This is a genomic window from Citrobacter sp. wls711, assembly GCF_005281055.1.
In the GTDB taxonomy this organism is placed as follows: domain Bacteria; phylum Pseudomonadota; class Gammaproteobacteria; order Enterobacterales; family Enterobacteriaceae; genus Citrobacter; species Citrobacter gillenii.
The window spans coordinates 41,527-59,128 of sequence record NZ_SZXC01000025.1 but is presented as its reverse complement, the minus strand read 5'-3'; the positions used below and the strand labels follow the sequence as shown (position 1 = coordinate 59,128).

General features: G+C 50.1%; 18 protein-coding genes. 6 read left to right on the top strand and 12 right to left on the bottom strand.

The genetic code is table 11. The features are described 5' to 3' along the window. Positions 1–30: 30 nt before the first annotated feature. Both ansA and pncA read left to right on the top strand, forming a co-directional pair. Positions 31–1,047 (top strand): asparaginase, encoded by a 1,017-nt coding sequence (gene ansA / locus FDW98_RS10105; RefSeq protein ID WP_096757298.1) that lies wholly within the window; start codon positions 31–33, stop codon positions 1,045–1,047. A 13-nt stretch (positions 1,048–1,060) separates the two neighbouring features. Next, positions 1,061–1,699 carry a bifunctional nicotinamidase/pyrazinamidase gene (gene pncA / locus FDW98_RS10100; protein ID WP_096757299.1) on the top strand — a complete coding sequence of 213 codons (639 nt, stop codon included), beginning with the start codon at positions 1,061–1,063 and terminating at the stop codon, positions 1,697–1,699. Positions 1,700–1,734: 35 nt separating this feature from the next. Here pncA and FDW98_RS10095 read toward each other — a convergent pair whose 3' ends face one another. From FDW98_RS10095 to FDW98_RS10060, 8 genes are all read right to left on the bottom strand, one after another. Further along, positions 1,735–3,093, bottom strand: coding sequence for an MFS transporter (locus FDW98_RS10095; protein WP_096757300.1), 1,359 nt, complete (start codon positions 3,091–3,093; stop codon positions 1,735–1,737). A gap of 143 nt (positions 3,094–3,236) precedes the next feature. Continuing rightward, on the bottom strand, positions 3,237–3,995 hold the full coding sequence (locus tag FDW98_RS10090; RefSeq protein ID WP_096757301.1) for a DeoR/GlpR family DNA-binding transcription regulator: 759 nt from the start codon (positions 3,993–3,995) through the stop codon (positions 3,237–3,239). 134 nt (positions 3,996–4,129) lie between these two features. Next, positions 4,130–5,113: an aldo/keto reductase gene (locus tag FDW98_RS10085; RefSeq protein ID WP_096757302.1), complete on the bottom strand. Its 984-nt coding sequence runs from the start codon at positions 5,111–5,113 to the stop codon at positions 4,130–4,132. A 9-nt stretch (positions 5,114–5,122) separates the two neighbouring features. Beyond that, the gene (locus tag FDW98_RS10080) at positions 5,123–6,070 is read right to left on the bottom strand and encodes a carbohydrate kinase family protein (protein ID WP_096757303.1); all 948 of its coding nucleotides are present in this window, start codon (positions 6,068–6,070) and stop codon (positions 5,123–5,125) included. Between the two features lie 4 nt (positions 6,071–6,074). Further along, a complete protein-coding gene (locus FDW98_RS10075; protein WP_096757304.1) occupies positions 6,075–6,911 on the bottom strand; it encodes a ketose-bisphosphate aldolase in 837 nt (278 codons plus the stop codon). 24 nt (positions 6,912–6,935) lie between these two features. Continuing rightward, entirely contained in the window at positions 6,936–7,979 is a 1,044-nt protein-coding gene (locus tag FDW98_RS10070) for an NAD(P)-dependent alcohol dehydrogenase (protein WP_137398844.1), read from the bottom strand. Between the two features lie 17 nt (positions 7,980–7,996). Then, entirely contained in the window at positions 7,997–9,376 is a 1,380-nt protein-coding gene (locus FDW98_RS10065) for an MFS transporter (RefSeq protein ID WP_096757306.1), read from the bottom strand. Between the two features lie 26 nt (positions 9,377–9,402). Then, positions 9,403–10,479 (bottom strand): zinc-binding dehydrogenase, encoded by a 1,077-nt coding sequence (locus FDW98_RS10060; protein WP_096757307.1) that lies wholly within the window; start codon positions 10,477–10,479, stop codon positions 9,403–9,405. A gap of 297 nt (positions 10,480–10,776) precedes the next feature. Here FDW98_RS10060 and FDW98_RS10055 point away from each other — a divergent pair, with 297 nt between their 5' ends. Both FDW98_RS10055 and yajD read left to right on the top strand, forming a co-directional pair. Continuing rightward, positions 10,777–12,030, top strand: coding sequence for a glycoside hydrolase family 18 protein (locus FDW98_RS10055; protein ID WP_137398843.1), 1,254 nt, complete (start codon positions 10,777–10,779; stop codon positions 12,028–12,030). A gap of 93 nt (positions 12,031–12,123) precedes the next feature. Then, positions 12,124–12,468 carry an HNH nuclease YajD gene (yajD, locus tag FDW98_RS10050; RefSeq protein WP_003030690.1) on the top strand — a complete coding sequence of 115 codons (345 nt, stop codon included), beginning with the start codon at positions 12,124–12,126 and terminating at the stop codon, positions 12,466–12,468. 61 nt (positions 12,469–12,529) lie between these two features. Here yajD and FDW98_RS10045 read toward each other — a convergent pair whose 3' ends face one another. Both FDW98_RS10045 and msrB read right to left on the bottom strand, forming a co-directional pair. Then, the gene (locus FDW98_RS10045; RefSeq protein WP_096757309.1) at positions 12,530–12,805 is read right to left on the bottom strand and encodes a YeaC family protein; all 276 of its coding nucleotides are present in this window, start codon (positions 12,803–12,805) and stop codon (positions 12,530–12,532) included. 41 nt (positions 12,806–12,846) lie between these two features. After that, positions 12,847–13,260: a peptide-methionine (R)-S-oxide reductase MsrB gene (gene msrB / locus FDW98_RS10040; protein ID WP_168246963.1), complete on the bottom strand. Its 414-nt coding sequence runs from the start codon at positions 13,258–13,260 to the stop codon at positions 12,847–12,849. 341 nt (positions 13,261–13,601) lie between these two features. Between msrB and gapA the strand changes: the two genes are divergently transcribed. After that, a complete protein-coding gene (gene gapA, locus FDW98_RS10035) occupies positions 13,602–14,597 on the top strand; it encodes a glyceraldehyde-3-phosphate dehydrogenase (protein ID WP_096757311.1) in 996 nt (331 codons plus the stop codon). A 76-nt stretch (positions 14,598–14,673) separates the two neighbouring features. Further along, positions 14,674–15,558: a D-hexose-6-phosphate mutarotase gene (locus tag FDW98_RS10030; RefSeq protein ID WP_096757312.1), complete on the top strand. Its 885-nt coding sequence runs from the start codon at positions 14,674–14,676 to the stop codon at positions 15,556–15,558. A 36-nt stretch (positions 15,559–15,594) separates the two neighbouring features. On the opposite strand, the gene FDW98_RS10025 is transcribed toward FDW98_RS10030, so the two are convergent. Then, positions 15,595–16,449, bottom strand: a complete 855-nt coding sequence (locus FDW98_RS10025; protein ID WP_096757313.1) for an aldo/keto reductase — start codon at positions 16,447–16,449, stop codon at positions 15,595–15,597. Between the two features lie 165 nt (positions 16,450–16,614). Then, a complete protein-coding gene (locus tag FDW98_RS10020; RefSeq protein WP_096757314.1) occupies positions 16,615–17,361 on the bottom strand; it encodes a MipA/OmpV family protein in 747 nt (248 codons plus the stop codon). Positions 17,362–17,602 lie beyond the last annotated feature (241 nt).

The window sequence follows — 17,602 nt, the reverse complement described above, 5'->3', positions numbered from 1 at the left end:
GGGGTTTTTCTTTGAGACAGAAGAAAAGTCATGCAGAAGAAATCGATTTACGTTGCCTATACCGGCGGTACCATCGGTATGCAGCGCTCAGAACAAGGTTACATTCCGGTTTCCGGCCATCTTCAGCGTCAACTGGCATTGATGCCTGAATTCCACCGCCCTGAGATGCCAGACTTCACCATTCACGAATATGTCCCGCTGATGGATTCCTCCGATATGACGCCAGAAGACTGGCAGCATATTGCGGAAGATATTAAAGCTCACTACGACGAATACGACGGTTTTGTGATCCTGCACGGCACCGACACCATGGCGTTCACCGCCTCGGCGCTGTCGTTTATGCTGGAGAATCTGGGCAAGCCAGTTATTGTGACAGGGTCACAAATCCCGCTGGCTGAGCTACGTTCAGACGGACAAATCAATTTGCTGAATGCGTTGTACGTTGCGGCCAATTATCCGATCAATGAAGTCACTCTGTTCTTCAATAACCGACTGTATCGTGGTAACCGCACTACCAAAGCGCACGCCGACGGTTTTGACGCCTTCGCTTCACCTAACCTTGCACCTTTACTGGAAGCCGGGATCCACATCCGTCGTTTGGGCACCCCGCCCGCGCCGCACGGTGCGGGCGAGCTGATTGTGCACCCTATCACCCCGCAGCCGATTGGCGTGGTCACGATTTATCCGGGAATTTCCGCAGACGTGGTGCGGAACTTCCTGCGCCAGCCAGTCAAAGCGTTAATTCTGCGTTCTTACGGCGTGGGCAATGCCCCGCAGAATAAAGAGTTCCTGAAGGAGCTTGAGGATGCCAGCTCACGCGGTATTGTGGTCATTAACCTCACGCAGTGCATGTCCGGCAAGGTCAACATGGGCGGTTATGCGACGGGGAATGCGCTGGCACATGCGGGCGTGATTGGCGGTGCGGATATGACCGTTGAAGCAACACTGACCAAGCTGCATTATTTGCTGAGCCAGGGTCTGGACACGCAGGCCATCCGTGACGCGATGACGCAAAACCTGCGCGGTGAACTGACGCCGGATGATTGAAGGAGGAGTGACGATGGCACGAGCATTACTGCTGGTTGATTTACAAAACGATTTTTGTGCCGGAGGCGCACTTGCCGTTCCAGAAGGTGATAGCACCGTGGATGTCGCCAATCGCCTGATTGACTGGTGTTCGCTGCACGGTGAGAAGGTTGTTTCCAGTCTGGACTGGCATCCGGCTAATCACGGCAGCTTTGCCAGCCAGCATCAGATCGCCCCTTACACGCAGGGACAACTGGACGGCCTGGCGCAGACGTTCTGGCCGGATCACTGTGTACAGAACTCGCAGGGAGCGGCCCTGCACCCTCTGCTGAATCAGCGCGGCATTGATAAGACGTTCTATAAGGGCGAAAACCCGCAGGTTGACAGCTACAGCGCATTTTTTGATAACGGTCGCCGTCAGGCAACGGAACTGAATGCGTGGCTTGTGCAACAACGTATTACCGACCTCATCATCATGGGGCTGGCAACCGACTACTGCGTGAAGTTTACCGTCCTCGATGCGCTGGAACTGGGCTATACGGTGAACGTCATTACCGACGGTTGTCGAGGGGTGAATATTCAGCCTCAGGACAGCACGCAGGCGTTTATGGAGATGGCCGCTGCGGGTGCAACGCTGTATACGCTGGCTGACTGGGAAGAAACGCAAAGATAGAACGTTGCCTGATGGTACAGCCATCAGGCAAGTAATCACCCCAAAGTTGAGATTTCTTCTAGTGAAACCAAGCGGGTTTCAATACCAAAACAAAACAGGATCAGCGCACATACCACCAGCATGATACCGAGGACGATAAACACGGTAACAGAGTCATATTGAGTTAATAATACGGCAACGCCATAGGGTGTAAAGACGGCGACAATTCGACCCACAGCATTGACAAAACCTGAACCACGTAATCTGAGATGCGTTGGCCACAGTTCCGGGACATATACCGCAGAGGCAAAACAGACATACATATATAAAAAGAAAATCATGACCAGACCACAGCTTAAAATCGCCCACTCCTGCGTTTGAATCGAATAAAAATAGCCCAAAAGTGCAATAATAATTAACAGCAACGAACCAAAGAGACGTCGCGGAAAGCGGTCGATAATCAATGCCGCAATAAAAATACCTACCGGTGCGCCAATCATAATAATCGCAGTCATCAAAATGGACTTCGTCACAGCAATACCCGAGTTAACAAAAATAGTCGGGATCCATACGGTAATGGTATACAGTGAGATATTCATCGCAATCAATACCGTAATAGCCACCAGCGTCCGACGCAGCATCTGTCCTTTGAATAACAGCCAAAATGACCCGTCTACGGCGCGGCGTTCGCTCTTTCTCTTCGGTATTGGACACAATGGTAATGTGATTTGCTTTTCTGTTTCTACCTGCAACTCAACATCGAGTAAATGCTTCTCCGCCATGTCCTGCTGACCTTTACCTGCCAGCCACCGGGGAGACTCAATAAAGTATTTTCCAGAAATGTACCAGGCCAGCAGCATTCCCACGCCTCCGACTAAAAACATCGCTCGCCAGCTTAAGTATGAGATAACAACCACACCAACCGCCGCCGACAGCATCGGCGACCAGTTGCCAACAAAAGACAGACGCGCAGACCATTTTCCGCGCACCACCGGCGGAATAAACTCAGTGAATGAGGCATAGCCCACCATAATCAGCGCCCCCATGCCGGTTCCCATCAGGCCTCGAAAGAAGATCAACCAGTACATGTTGGGAACAAAAGATGCGGCGATTGCAGAAATGCCAACAATCAGTAGATTGATACGAAATGCTTTACGGCGACCAAAATAATCACCAATAAATCCACCACTCAACGATCCGATGAAATAACCAAACATCAGCGCAGACGTAAACGCTGCATTGAGATAATTATTTGACCAACCGTTACTAACCAACTTTGCCAGTACCACATTACCGGAATAACTAAGAAACCCGGTCAGTAATAAACCAAAACTTATGATACCAAAAATACGAAAATGAAATCGCGAGAAAGGTAAGCGATCTAGTCTTGCACCGATATATTCATATTGTTCCATCTGGATGCCTCAAATGCAGCAAAATATAAAATAATAAATTATGGTAACGCGCGGCAGAGTTAACTTTGCCGCATTTACCATCATCATTTTATTGGCATTATCCGGATGCAAACTAAAACGCTATCGATATCACAATTCCGTTATTAGTATACGAGCTGGATATTATTTTCCTTGCAAAAGGAAATCCATTCTGCACCCGGTGCTTTATCTGTTATTATGTAATTAATATGACTAAGATCTACCAACTGAACAAATGCTTTACGATCGAACTTTGAGTGGTCAACCAACAGTGCTACTTCAGCAGCCTGACGAATCATGGTTTTCTTGATCTCTGCTTCAGCTTCGTTTGAATCAAGCGCACCGTTGGCGATATCCAGTCCTTTACAACTCATCACCATGATATCAACGTGATATCGGCTGATGATCTCTTTGGTAATACGCCCCTGTAGTGACAGCGTATTTTTGTTTAACTCTCCCCCCGTCGAAACCACATTAATCTCAGACTGTGCCAGTTCATGAAAGGCTTCCGCCGAGTTGGTTAATAATGTGAGGTCATTACGTTCCTTCAGAAGCTTTAATAACTCCATTGCAGTACTGCTGGAGTCAGCCGCCATAGTGGTCTTATTTTTAATAAACGGCAGCGCGTTGCGAGCGACCTTCTGCTTTTCTTCATAGAATGATTTAGCTCGCTTGTAAAAATGAATGTTATCAGACAGCGCGGCCGTATTTAATACAGCACCACCATACGTACGGGTCAGAAAACCTTCATCTTCAAGCTTTTCAAGATCGCGGCGAATCGTTTCTTCTGTAACCTGAAAAATAGCGCTCAGATTAGATACCGTTACTTTCTTGTCGTTGGCTACCCTTTGCTTGATAGCCTGAATTCTGTCTTTTGCCGCCACGATTACACCTCTGTTTCCTTCAACATCATGATAAGTTACCAGTATCTCACAGGCTATGTTTATTTTCAAAACAACATGTCTGAATCACAGATTTTATGGTCTTTTACACAGAAACAGAGGCGTTTTCTATTTACCTATTTATTATTCAATGCTTCTGCCATTTCTCGCATCAATAAAGAATCCGCGTCGGTTAACGCGATCGTCAGGGCGTCGACGTTTTCACGAACCTGCTCTGGCGCCGTCGCTCCGCTTAACAGGGTGATTAAATCACTTTGTTTTAAAATCCACGCCAGCGCCAGCGCCGGGATTGTGCAACGGTATTTAGCACACAGCGGTTGCCAGCGTTCTAGCATGTCAATCACGCGCAGCATATTTTCGCGCTGGAACCAGACTTTGTTAGCCCGCGCGCCGCCGGGAACATAATCCCGTGTGATAGTTCCGGTCAGCAGCCCCTGTTCCAGCGGGGAATAGACCTGAACCACAATGCCGTGCCGCTGACAGAGCGGCAGCAGCTCAGTTTCCAGCGCCCGGTCGAGGATGCTGTACTTAGCCTGCACGATATCCAGCTCGCCGTGTTTTACGTACTCCCGAATATGCTCAGCATCTACGTTCGCCGCGCCGATAGAACGGATTTTCCCTTCTTTCTTGAGCGCGTTGAGCGTATCGACCGTTTCCGCAATCGGTGTAAAACAAGGCTCTACCGACTGCCAGTGGGTCATATAAATATCAATGCTGTCGATACCGAGCCGTTGCAGGCTGGCGTCCACCTCCTCACGAATCGACTCGGGCGTGAGATTTTTATACAGCTGGCGTTCGCCCACTTTATTGAACAGGCTACCTTCCCGCTCCCAGACAATGCCGCATTTGGTTTCGACAACAATCTCGTTGCGCGGCAGTTTTTTCAGCGCCTGACCCACAATCTTCTCGCTATTACCGAAGTTGTAGCCCGGTGCGGTATCAATCAGATTAATGCCGCAACGATGCGCTTCGATAATGGTGTCGATGCAAACCTGCAAATCAAGATCGCCGTTCCATGCCGGGCCGCCACCGATGGCCCAGGTGCCCAGTCCCATGCGGGAAAGCGTAATATCCGTACTGCCTAAAGGAATCATTTTCATCTGCCGCTATTACCCTTCGTATTCGTCGAGAAGTTGGTCAACCAGTTTTCTGTTTTTCACGCCCGTCGTAGCGCCCACGCTGAGCACCGATATCGCTGCCGTCGCGTTAGCAAACAGCGCACAGTCGCGTAGCGGTTTGCCTTCAAGCAGCGCAGAGATAAACCCCGAAGCGAAATTATCGCCCGCACCGATGGTGTCAATAGCGGTAATTCCCGAAACCGCAGGTACCGCCATTTTCATATCAGCACGCTTGATAAAGCAGCCTTTCTTACCGGTTTTAATCACTACCGTTTTCACACCGCAGTGCAGAAAACTGTCTGCTATCTCATCCAGCGTCTCTTTCCCGGTTAGCAGTTTCGCCTCGTCGACATTGGGAAACAGATAATCGACATAGCTCAGCGCTTCGCGAATATCGTCCAGCGTTTCATTAAGCCGCGGCTTAATCATATCGGCACAAATGATCAACTGATGCTTTTTGGCCTGAATAAATATCTCCGTTAACGCTTTGCCGTCCAGCAAGGGGCTATTAAAGATGCTTGCCAGCGATAGCAGCTTTGCCTGCGAGAAACGGTCAAAATCGACATCGCTAATATTCAGTTTCCACAGGCTGCCGTTGCAGTTAGTCACAAAGGTGCGTTCGCCATCGGCGGTCACTAAGCCCACGTTAATAGAAGTATCAATATCCGCGTCCTGTTTCAGACTCTGGATATCAATATTCTCGCGTCGACAGTGGTCGAGAATAAAATTCCCGGCGGCATCATTACCTACCCGACTGATTAACGCGGTGCGATGACCGAGGCGAGAAATAATCGTCGCTTCATTAATCGCATCTCCCCCGGTGGTCATGGCAATACGTTCTAACGGATAAGAGTCTACATCAAAGATATTTTTACTTACCGGCTGCAAGGGAATATCAACAATGGCCGCCCCTATACAAATAACCTCGATTCTATCCATATTGTCATTCCGCTTTACCGTCTGAACCAAACAGTTTGATTTTCTCCAGCGCGCGCTCTTTTACAGCTTTACGTACTTCGCGCTCGACGTGCAGGAACGGCTGGTCCTGGTTTTCTTGCACCGCGACCATCGCGGCCTGACACAGTTCAGTGTGGATATTGATTTTCGAAATGCCTAATGAAATGGCTTTCTTAATATCCGCATCGCTGATGCCGGAAGCGCCGTGCAGCACCAGCGGCACAGATACCGCCTGACGTACGCGTTTAACCACGTCAAAGTTCAATTTCGGTTCGGAGGTATAGACGCCGTGCTGGTTACCAATCGCTACCGCCAGCGAGTCGCAGCCGGTACGTTCAACGAACTCAGCCGCCTGGCTTGGGTCGGTGTAATGATAGCCGGCCAGCGCTTCTTCGTAGACCGTTTCATTCCCCACATGGCCCAGTTCTGCTTCGACCGGAATACCCAGCGGGTGGAAGAAATCGACCGCCTCTTTGGTCAGGCGAATATTTTCTTCGAAATCAAAAGCGGAAGCATCACGCATCAGCGAATTCATGCCGTGGGTCCAGGCGTTATGGATAATCTCCATACTGCGTCCGTGATCCCAGTGGGTAATTACCGGTACCGAGGCCTTTTTCGCCATAGAAACCATCATATGCGAAAAATCTTCAAACGAGGTATTGCCGACAAACCCGGTGCCGAACGAGATAATGACCGGCGATTTCGACTCTTCCGCCGCATCAATCACCCCCATTAACATTTCCGCATTCCACACGTTAAAGTGGGCAATAGCATAATGTTTATTCTGGGCATCGTTTTCCCAATATTTAATATCTGCTAGCATGGTTATTTCTCCCTTTTCAATTAATTAATGATTAACTTTAATAACGCCTTTAATAATGTCGCGTTTGTTATTAACGGATTCATCAAACGCGCGCTGAACATCTTCATAATCGTAAATATGCGTCACCATCGACTTCACATCGAAACGACCGGAGGAGATAGCCTCAATGGTGACCGGATAGCGGTTGGCATAGCGGAAAACGGTCTGAATCGAGACTTCACGGTTAATTTTGAGGAAATTAATCGCCGAATCACCGGGTACCGTGCCGACAATCATGATTTTGCCGCCGCGCATCACCAGATAAGGGGCTTGCTTAACGGTGATGGCTGAACCGGCGGTTTCAAAAACAATGTCGGCCCCCATATCGCCAGAGAACTGCTGGCAGCGGACAACCGTGTCCTCTTTTGCCCCGTTGATGACGGTCGTCGCCCCAAGCTGCTCGGCCATAGCCAGGCGTTTTTCCAGCACATCAACGACGGCAATATCGGTTGCGCCCAGGCATTTACAGGCTTGCAGAGTCATTAAGCCGATACAGCCTGCCCCCAGAATGACGATTTTCTTACCCGGTTTAACATCTGCCAGCATCGCAGCGTGCATCCCCACTGCCGCAGGCTCTACCAGCGCCCCTTCCAGGGTGTCCATATTGTCGGGCAGCTTGTAGGTGAAGCTCTCCGGATGGCACAGATAGTGGGTTAGCGCACCACGATAGTTTGGCTGGGTGACCATAAAATCGACGTCCGGGCAGATGTTGTATTTCCCTTCCAGACAATAACGACAGTGACCGCACGGCACGCCAGGCTCGATATTGACCCGGTCGCCGGGTTTGAATTTGGATACGCGGTTCCCTACCGCCACCACGGTACCTGCACATTCGTGCCCGAGACCAATTTCCTGATTCGGATCTTTCGGCGGAATAAAAGGGCCCGATTCAAAACCGTGAACATCTGAGCCGCAAATACCGACGTATTCAATTTTAATCAGCACTTCATGCTCTTTCGGTACCGGCATATCGGCGGTAATAATTTTCATCGTACCGGGTGTTTTTAATATTGCTTTTGAATTTTGCATTTTCTTTCCCATCAATATTATTTGCTGGTCGCGGCATCAATACCGAGACTTTCGACAGAGACGCCTTTGGTTTCAATTCCGATAGTAGCAATGGCGATGGCGACAATAATGGATACCGCCCCCAGCAGCACAAATACCCCCGTCACACCGTAACCGTTAAGCAGTACGGCTACCGCGTAAGGTGCGGCGATACCGCTGATGCGCCCTACCGCATTTGCCAGTCCGGAGCCACGCAGTTTTGCTTCGGTCGGCCATATTTCCGGAACATACACCGCCGAAGCGTAGCAAACATACATATACACAAAGGTAATCAGGAAGAAGCCAATTAACGTAATTAGCAGCATGCTGGTTTGCAGCGAATAGATATATCCCAGCACAGCAATTAAAACTAATAAGCCCACACCCATGGTCTTTCTGGGAATTTTATCCATCACCAGCATGGCGATAAATATGCCAAACGGCGCGCCGAACATACTCATGGTATTTAAAACAATGGAGTCTTTCAGGTTAATACCCTGAGTCATAAATATCGTCGGTAGCCAGTTAATTAAGGTGTACTGCACGACATTCATGGCAATCAGAACGAAGGAACCTAAAATAACGCGCTTGAGTAATACGCCGGTTAATAGAGCCGAATACGGGACAGAGCGTGGGGGCTTGCCGTCATCTTCTATCACCACCGGCGGCAGCGGTTTACCCGTCTGCTGAACCACGCCCTCCTCTATTGCCCGCATCACTTTTTCGGCTTCCTGATAGCGTCCACGAGACTCCAGCCAGCGAGGCGACTCGGGGAACCAGCGCCAGGCAATGGCGGTGGCAATCAGCGACAGCACCGCCGGGATCAGCAGTTGTACGCGCCAGTTCCATTCAGCACTGATTAACGGCGTCAGCCCTATTGCAATCAGCGAACACAGCGGATAAGACCAGTTACCGATAAATGAGACCCGACTGGACCAGGTGCCTCGATTTCTGCCGGGCATATATTCGGTGAATCCGGCAAATAAGGTCACCAGCAGCGCGCCTAATCCCACCCCCATGACAAAACGGCAGGCGATCAGGAAGGTCATATTTGGCGAAAACGCCCCCACGACCATGGCAATAATATGAATCGTTTCATACAGGATAAAGGCATTTTTGCGCCCGGTTTTATCCCCGATAATTCCCCCGGCAAGCGCGCCAAGAAACATGCCCGCCGTGGTAATTGCTGAAAACGTGGCGGTAGTGGAATTATCGGTCCAGCCCAGTTCTTTTAACTGTGCGAGAATTAATCCGCCGACGGCATTGCTCCAGCACACCAGTAATCCAAAGGCGACCATGGCAAACATCGATGAATGCCAGCGACAGTCAGGCAGCCTGTCCAACCTGGCGCCGCAGTGCGGTTTTGTTATTTTTTCCATGCGATAACGTTCCTTTAATAAATAGGTTATTCATCAAAGTCGTAAGTCATGATCACTTTAATCGCGGTTTTATCGACCATAGCGTCAAACCCTTCGCGCCATTGTGAGAGGCCAATACGGTGAGTGATCATCGGTTTAACGTTGATCGCGCCGCTGGCCAGCAGGCGAATCGCGTTGCGCCAGGACGTTGAGTCATAAGCCATATGACCGATGATGCTTTTGTTCCACGCAGTGATGTCGTTGATGGAGAAATCGAGCGGTTTAAAGCCCATACCCACGCGGACGACTTCACCGTTTGGACGCAGCATTTCGATCGATTGTTTGAGGGCGATATTGGCACCGGAGCATTCGATGACCAGCCCCAGATTGTCTTTCCCGCAGATTTCCTGGCAGCGCGTGACCACATCTTCGGTCGAACCGTTGACTACCGCCGTCGCACCCAATTCTTTGGCGATTGGGAAACGCACCGCAACGTCCTCTTCCAGCCCGACCATCACGATATTGACGGCCCCCATAATGCGCGCCATCTGGACCGAGAAGAGGCCTAATGGACCGGTACCGAAGACCACCACATCCTGACCGGGAAGGAATTTTGATTGCTGAGCGATAGATTTATAAGCGTTGCAGATAGGGTCCAGCACCGCGGCTTCTTCATAATCAACACCCTGCGGGATTTCCCACAGCGCGTGACGGTGAATTTTGAGGATCTCACCCGGTACCAGACAGTATTTTGAAAATCCACCGCCCCAGGTATTGTTATCCAGACCCAAATTCACTTTTTCTGTACAACACAGAAAATCACCTTGTTCACAGGCCGGACAAACGCCGCAGACGTGCCCACTATTGTCAGAAACCACCCGCTGGCCAACTTTCCAGTCCTTGACCTTTTCCCCTACCTGCACAATATTGCCGGCAAATTCGTGACCGCGAACGGAGTTGAACTGATCGGAACCGCTGTCGACGTTGTAGTGTTTCATATCCGCACCGCAGATAGCCGCCGCTTTGATTTCAATCACTACGTCATCCGGACCACATACTGGTTCCGGCACGTCAATCATCTTATAACCGCCAAAGGCCTTACCAAATCTTGCCAGTGCTTTCATTGCATCTTCCTTTGTGTTTAGTTTTGCATCAGTGGCACCAATACTTAACCACGCCATCTTCAAGGTCAACATAAAATCTTTAAAACAAAGATAATGATCTGTATTTCACAACTCAGATCACAAATAGAAGTGAACATATCCCAAATTTCAAAGGACCATGGAAGCCGCTTCGCTAAACATGGCGTGAACCCCTTCGCATTTTTCCTTTTTGTAAACTGCTAGCCTGCGAGAGCTGTTTTTTTCGCCACGCCATTATCGTGGCGTGTTTGCTTGTTTAAATGTCAAAGAGGAACACCGATGAAACTTTTGCCTTTGCTGGCAGCATTACCCCTGCTCTGCGCGAGCGTTGTGTCCGCTAATCCCCTGATGTCTGTCGGTTACTTTAACGGCGGTGGCGATGTTACTGCCGGTCCCGGTGGCGATATTGATAAACTGGACGTCCGCCAGATTACCCATCTCAATTACTCCTTTGGTCTGGTCTACAACAACGAAAAAGACGAAACCAATGACGCATTAAAAGATGCCAGCAAGCTGCATCAGATTTGGCTGTCGCCAAAAGTACAGGCTGATTTGCAGAAGATCCCCACATTGCGTAAGCAAAACCCTAACCTGAAAGTGCTGCTTTCTGTGGGTGGCTGGGGGGCGCGCGGATTCTCAGGTGCGGCGGCAACCAAAGAAACGCGAGCAGTGTTTATTCGGTCCGTACAGGAGATTGTGAGGAAATACGGCCTGGATGGTATCGATCTCGACTGGGAGTACCCGGTAAACGGTGCATGGGGACTGGTCGATAGCCAACCCGCCGATCGGGATAACTTTACCTCGCTACTGAAAGAACTGCGTAGCGCAATGGGCCAGCAAAAACTGGTCACCATTGCCGTGGGCGCAAACGCGGATAGCCCGAAAAGCTGGGTGGACGTGAAGGCGATAGCCCCGTCGCTCGATTACATCAATCTGATGACCTATGACATGGCTTACGGCACTCAGTACTTCAACGCCAATCTCTATGATTCAACACAATGGCCAACGGTGGCGGCGGCAGATAAATACAGCGCCGATTTTGTGGTTAATAACTATCTTGCCGCAGGATTAAAACCGAGCCAGATGAACCTGGGAATTGGTTTCTATGGCCGGGTGCCTAAACGCACCGTCGAGCCAGGGATTGACTGGAGCAAACCCGATGCGCAGAAAAATCCGGTCACCCAGCCCTACTTCAGTGCCCAGCAAATTGAACTGTTCAAATCACTGGGCGTGGATCTGACCAAAGATACCTATGTGAAATACAACGACATTGTGGCGAAGCTCATCAACGATCCGCAAAAACGCTTTACCCAGCACTGGGATGATGAAGCGAAAGTGCCATGGCTGTCGGTGCAGTCGGCTGACGGCAAAGCGCTGTTTGCCCTTTCTTACGAGAACCCACGATCGGTGGCAATCAAAGCAGACTACATCAAGAGCAAGGGGCTGGGCGGGGCCATGTTCTGGGAGTATGGCGCGGACGATAAAAACCAACTGGCTAAGCAGCTGGCTGAGTCGTTAGGGATTAAACACTGATCCCCACGTCGTGCACAATAGGTTATGATTATCGCCATCTGCTGCGCCTGACGTTGGCGCAGCTTTTCAAATTCTACAGGAGCACGAGGTTTTATGGCTTTTATCCCTAAAAATTACGCCCGTCTGGAAGTCGGATACCGGGAAAAGGCGCTTAAACTGTTCCCCTGGGTCTGCGGGCGCTGTTCGCGCGAGTTCGTGTATTCCAACCTGCGCGAGCTGACGGTACACCATATCGATCATGACCATTCCAATAACCCGGAAGATGGCAGTAACTGGGAGATGTTATGCCTGTATTGCCACGATCATGAGCACTCGAAATACACCGAAGTGGATCAGTATGGTTCTACCGTGGTAGCGGGCGAAGATGCGCAGAAAGACGTCGGCGAGGCGAAATACAACCCGTTTGCCGACCTTAAGGCGATGATGAACAAGAAGTAAGACTTTGCAGGTCCGTTACGGTAAGCCGTACCGGACCTGCGAATTCGTGTTGTTTCCACAATCAGGATTTGAACGTCGCAATCGGCTCAGGCGTTATCCCAAATTCAACTTTCAGCTGCTGCTTACTCTTCATGACCATCTCACCGTTGGTGTCGATAGTCATATGCTGCGCATCGATATTGTTACGCGCCTGCCATAACATCACCAGTTGCATGCTGTTCTCTTTTTGTTCTGCCGTCAGCGCGACGCCATCCGGCCATTTTCCCAGCTCAACGGCCGTCGATAAGCGCTGATAAATTTCCGGCGTCATGCTGTTAATCATCTCATCAAGATTCATCTTAAACCCACTCCCGTAGAATAATTTGCTGAATCGTTTCTTCAGCCTTTAATCTGCTCACCGTTTTCATCGTCGGTAAAGTTCAAAGACGCTGAGTTGACGCAGTAGCGTTCACCGGTAGGTTTTGGACCATCCGGGAAGACATGTCCCAAGTGCGCATCACAGTTGCCGCAACGAATTTCAATGCGCTGCATGCCATGTGACGTATCCTTAATGTAACGAATCGCCTCTTCACTGACAGGCTCGTAAAAGCTAGGCCAGCCGCAGCCAGAATCATATTTTGTATCAGAACGAAACAGCGGTTTGTCACAGATCAGGCAGTGATAAACACCGTCCCGCTTGTTATGCAGCAAACGCCCGGTAAATGGCGGTTCTGTCCCATGATTTTGTGTCACGTAGAACTGCATTTCGGATAAATTTTTCTTTAGGTCTTCTGGAGAAGGTTGATTAGCCATTTGCTCACATCTCGCTTTATCTAAACTCACATTGCGAGACAGATTCTAACAAAACATTAACACCGCAGGGCGAACTTTTGTTCTAAACTTGATCATTGCGAAATGGCAGCCTATAAATCGTGATAGCAATCACGTTTTTATCTTGATTGCCCTTTAAAATTCGGGCCGCCGCCCCCATGTGGTTTCAAGCCCAAAGGAAGAGTGAGGCGAGTCAGTTGCGCAAAGCTTAGGCAGCAGATTGATTTGTCGCAATGATTGACACGATTCCGCTTGACGCTGCGTAAGGTTTTTGTAATTTTACAGGCAACCTTTTATTCACTAACAAATAGCTGGTGGAATATATGACTATCAAAGTAGGTATCAACGGTTTTGGCCGTATCGGTCGCATTGTTTTCCGTGCTGCTCAAGAACGTTCTGACATCGAGATCGTTGCAATCAACGACCTGTTAGACGCTGACTACATGGCTTACATGCTGAAATATGACTCCACTCACGGCCGTTTCAACGGTACCGTTGAAGTGAAAGACGGTCATCTGATCGTAAACGGTAAAAAAATCCGTGTTACCGCTGAACGTGATCCGGCTAACCTGAAATGGGACGAAGTTGGTGTTGACGTAGTTGCTGAAGCTACTGGCCTGTTCCTGACAGACGAAACCGCTCGTAAGCACATCACTGCTGGCGCGAAAAAAGTGGTTCTGACTGGCCCGTCCAAAGACAACACTCCGATGTTTGTTAAAGGCGCTAACTTTGACAAATACGAAGGTCAGGACATCGTTTCTAACGCTTCCTGCACCACTAACTGCCTGGCTCCGCTGGCTAAAGTTATCAACGACAACTTCGGTATTATCGAAGGTCTGATGACTACCGTTCACGCGACCACCGCGACTCAGAAAACCGTTGATGGCCCGTCTCACAAAGACTGGCGCGGCGGTCGTGGCGCAGCACAGAACATCATCCCGTCCTCTACCGGTGCTGCTAAAGCAGTAGGTAAAGTACTGCCAGAACTGAATGGCAAACTGACTGGTATGGCGTTCCGCGTTCCTACTCCGAACGTATCCGTTGTTGACCTGACCGTTCGTCTGGAAAAAGCTGCTTCTTACGAAGAAATTAAGAAAGCAATCAAAGCTGCTTCCGAAGGCCCGATGAAAGGCGTTCTGGGTTACACCGAAGACGACGTTGTATCTACCGATTTCAACGGTGAAGTTTGCACTTCCGTGTTCGATGCTAAAGCAGGTATCGCACTGAACGACAACTTCGTGAAACTGGTCTCCTGGTACGACAACGAAACCGGCTACTCAAACAAAGTTCTGGATCTGATTGCTCACATCTCCAAATAAGTTGAGATGAAAATCTGATCCAAAAAGGCGACCTCGGTCGCCTTTTTTTATGGTTTTCAACATCAAGGATTGCATCATGATTAATAAAATTTTTGCACTTCCGATAATCGAACAAATTTCCCCTGTCCTCTCCCGTCGTCAGTTGGATGAACTGGAGGTCGTGGTGGTCGATCACCCGCAGGTTAAAGCCTCTTTCGCCCTACAGGGCGCGCATCTTCTGTCATGGAAACCGACCGGCGAAGATGAGGTCCTGTGGTTAAGCAACAATACGCCGTTTAAAACGGGCGTAGCGCTGCGTGGTGGCGTCCCTATTTGCTGGCCATGGTTTGGCCCAGCGGCACAGCCAGGGCTTCCCTCGCACGGTTTTGCCCGTAATCTGCCGTGGACGCTGAAAGCGCACAACGAAGATAATAGCGGTGTGGTTCTGACGTTTGAACTGCAAAGTAGCGCTGAAACGCGTCAGCTTTGGCCGCATGAGTTTACGCTGTTAGCGCGTTTCAAAGTGGGCGCTACCTGTGAAATAGAACTGGAAGCCCACGGTGAATTTGAAACCACCTCCGCGCTGCACACCTATTTTAACGTCGGTGACATTGCAGCGGTGAAAGTGAGTGGCCTTGGTGACCGTCTGATCGATAAAGTTAACGATGCAAAAGAAGATGTCCTGGCTGACGGTACCCAGACGTTCCCGGACCGCACCGACCGCGTGTATCTGAACCCAGAAGCGTGCAGCGTCATCCATGACGATTCACTGAACCGCAACATCGACGTCGTACACCATCACCATCTGAACGTTGTCGGCTGGAACCCAGGGCCAGCCCTGTCTGTCAGCATGGGTGACATGCCGGACGACGGGTACAAAACATTTGTCTGCGTAGAAACCGCTTACGCGACCGCGCCGCAGAAAACCACCGCTGAGAAACCTTCTCGCCTGGCACAAACAATTCGTGTTGCTAAGCGCTAAGATTTTGCCAGTTGCCTGATGGCAACTGGCGTTTTATCAGGCCATATCTAGCGGTGTTTTAGCTGCTGGGGCAGGAAAAGCCGAGTCTAACAACATCAACTCCTCGTCAGAAAGCGTCATATTTAGCGCTGCGGCATTCTGCGCAACGTGTGCGACATTTGCCGCCTTCGGAATGGCTATCACCCCCGGTTGTCGAATAACCCACGCCAATAAAATCTGCGCGGAGCTGGCCTTGTGCGCGTGCGCAATCTCACTCACCGCCGGATTAGTGAGCAAATCTCTGCATAAACGCCCCGCCTGGGCCAACGGGCTGTAGGCCATGACCGGTATCTGCCGTTGCTGACACCATGGCAGCAAATCAAACTCAATGCCGCGTGACGCCAGATGATACAGCACCTGATTCGTGGCACACTGCTGTCCACCAGTAACCTGCCATAGCGCCTGCATGTCTTCATAGTCGAGGTTAGAAACGCCCCAGCGGCGGATTTTCCCTTGCGCGATCAACCTTTCCATCGCCTCAACCGTCTCTGCAAATGAAAAATTACCCGTCCAATGCAGTAAGTAGAGATCCAGATAATCGGTCTTCAGTCGCCGCAGGCTCGCTTCGCAGGCCGCGATGGCTTTCTGGCCCCCAGCATTCCAGGGATAAACTTTTGATACCAGAAAAGCGTCATCGCGTCGCCCCAATAACGCCTCGCCGACAATCTCTTCCGCTGCACCATCAGCGTACATTTCTGCAGTATCAATAAGGCGCAAACCCAGATCCAGTCCAGCACGCAGCGCTGCCACTTCAGCTCCCCGGCAATGGGCGTTTTCACCCATGTACCACGTCCCCTGCCCGATAGCAGGAAGCGTGGCCTGCCCGGTAAACATCACCTGTTTATCTGTCATCGCACTCTCCTGTATTTTGCACCACAGTAAAGCAAAACAGTGCGCATGTGTCCTGTAATGGTGCACAAATTGCACCATCATCGTTTGGGCTATTCGTTGCCCGGCCTGCCAGCAGACACAAAAAAACCCGCTGTAATGCGGGCTTCTGTTCAGTATGTTCAGTTATCAGAACTTGTAGGTAATACCCGTAGAGATCAGACCCGTCCAGGATTTGTCTACCATCGGACTGTCGGTCACTTCATCAGACAGGTGGGTATAACGCGCCGTCGCGTATGCACTCCAGTTGCCGATGAAGTTATAATTTGCGCTCAGCTCCAGGTACGGGCTCCAGCTGCTATTTGGATCGTAGCTGCGCAGGCCGCTGCGAGAGGATTCATGACGCGATACACCATAATAGTATTCGTTTTGGTTTTCGCTGTTCCACTCGATACCGATCCCCGGCGTCAGCGTCAGGCCACCGTTAGTGTAACGATATAACCACGCCAGATCCCAGACGATACCATTACTGTTGTCCAGCGCGTCTCCCGCAAGGCTGGTGCGCAGGAAACCGTATTGCGTATTGTGGACGTAAGACAGACCGGCCATCATGGTGCTCTTACGTTTATCCAGTTGACGCAATTGGCTGTTATCGCTGTCACCCGGTTTAAAGTACATCGGTGACCAGTAAGCCATGACAGACAACTTATCGGTATTGTCATTCCACAGGTAGTAACCGCCCCCCAGCCCACGGAACCAGAAGTTCTCGCTGTCATAGGTCACTACAGGTACCGGGTAAACGTCGTTATCGTATTGTTTATAAGCGTTCTCGACCACACCAACGCCCGCGCCCAGCGACAGGTCGCTTTCTGCTTGTGCTACGCTGGAAGAAGTGGCAATAAGCACGCCAAGTGCCAGAAGTTTGAGTTTGGTCACAGTCCATAATTCCTTATTCAAATGTAAAGCACCCAAAGTGTAACCGTCATTGCGTGACAGCCCAACTATTTTACGTATTCATCTCGTTATGTAACCCTCTAATTTCTCAGCGAGTGATGACATTTTACTTGCAGCCTGATGAACAAGGTATGAATTCAGTCCTATTTATTTACATAACAGGTCTATTTTTTGCCGATGAGTTATTGATATGCCATTGAAATTCGTTTGCGCGCGCAGGCAA

Coding starts and splice junctions, on each gene's coding strand:
- ansA (WP_096757298.1), top strand. CDS start 31: ATGCAGAAGAAATCGATTTACGTTGCCTATACCGGCGGTACCATCGGT.
- pncA (WP_096757299.1), top strand. CDS start 1,061: ATGGCACGAGCATTACTGCTGGTTGATTTACAAAACGATTTTTGTGCC.
- FDW98_RS10095 (WP_096757300.1), bottom strand. CDS start 3,093: ATGGAACAATATGAATATATCGGTGCAAGACTAGATCGCTTACCTTTC.
- FDW98_RS10085 (WP_096757302.1), bottom strand. CDS start 5,113: ATGAAAATGATTCCTTTAGGCAGTACGGATATTACGCTTTCCCGCATG.
- FDW98_RS10080 (WP_096757303.1), bottom strand. CDS start 6,070: ATGGATAGAATCGAGGTTATTTGTATAGGGGCGGCCATTGTTGATATT.
- FDW98_RS10075 (WP_096757304.1), bottom strand. CDS start 6,911: ATGCTAGCAGATATTAAATATTGGGAAAACGATGCCCAGAATAAACAT.
- FDW98_RS10070 (WP_137398844.1), bottom strand. CDS start 7,979: ATGCAAAATTCAAAAGCAATATTAAAAACACCCGGTACGATGAAAATT.
- FDW98_RS10065 (WP_096757306.1), bottom strand. CDS start 9,376: ATGGAAAAAATAACAAAACCGCACTGCGGCGCCAGGTTGGACAGGCTG.
- FDW98_RS10060 (WP_096757307.1), bottom strand. CDS start 10,479: ATGAAAGCACTGGCAAGATTTGGTAAGGCCTTTGGCGGTTATAAGATG.
- FDW98_RS10055 (WP_137398843.1), top strand. CDS start 10,777: ATGAAACTTTTGCCTTTGCTGGCAGCATTACCCCTGCTCTGCGCGAGC.
- yajD (WP_003030690.1), top strand. CDS start 12,124: ATGGCTTTTATCCCTAAAAATTACGCCCGTCTGGAAGTCGGATACCGG.
- FDW98_RS10045 (WP_096757309.1), bottom strand. CDS start 12,805: ATGAATCTTGATGAGATGATTAACAGCATGACGCCGGAAATTTATCAG.
- msrB (WP_168246963.1), bottom strand. CDS start 13,260: ATGGCTAATCAACCTTCTCCAGAAGACCTAAAGAAAAATTTATCCGAA.
- gapA (WP_096757311.1), top strand. CDS start 13,602: ATGACTATCAAAGTAGGTATCAACGGTTTTGGCCGTATCGGTCGCATT.
- FDW98_RS10030 (WP_096757312.1), top strand. CDS start 14,674: ATGATTAATAAAATTTTTGCACTTCCGATAATCGAACAAATTTCCCCT.
- FDW98_RS10025 (WP_096757313.1), bottom strand. CDS start 16,449: ATGACAGATAAACAGGTGATGTTTACCGGGCAGGCCACGCTTCCTGCT.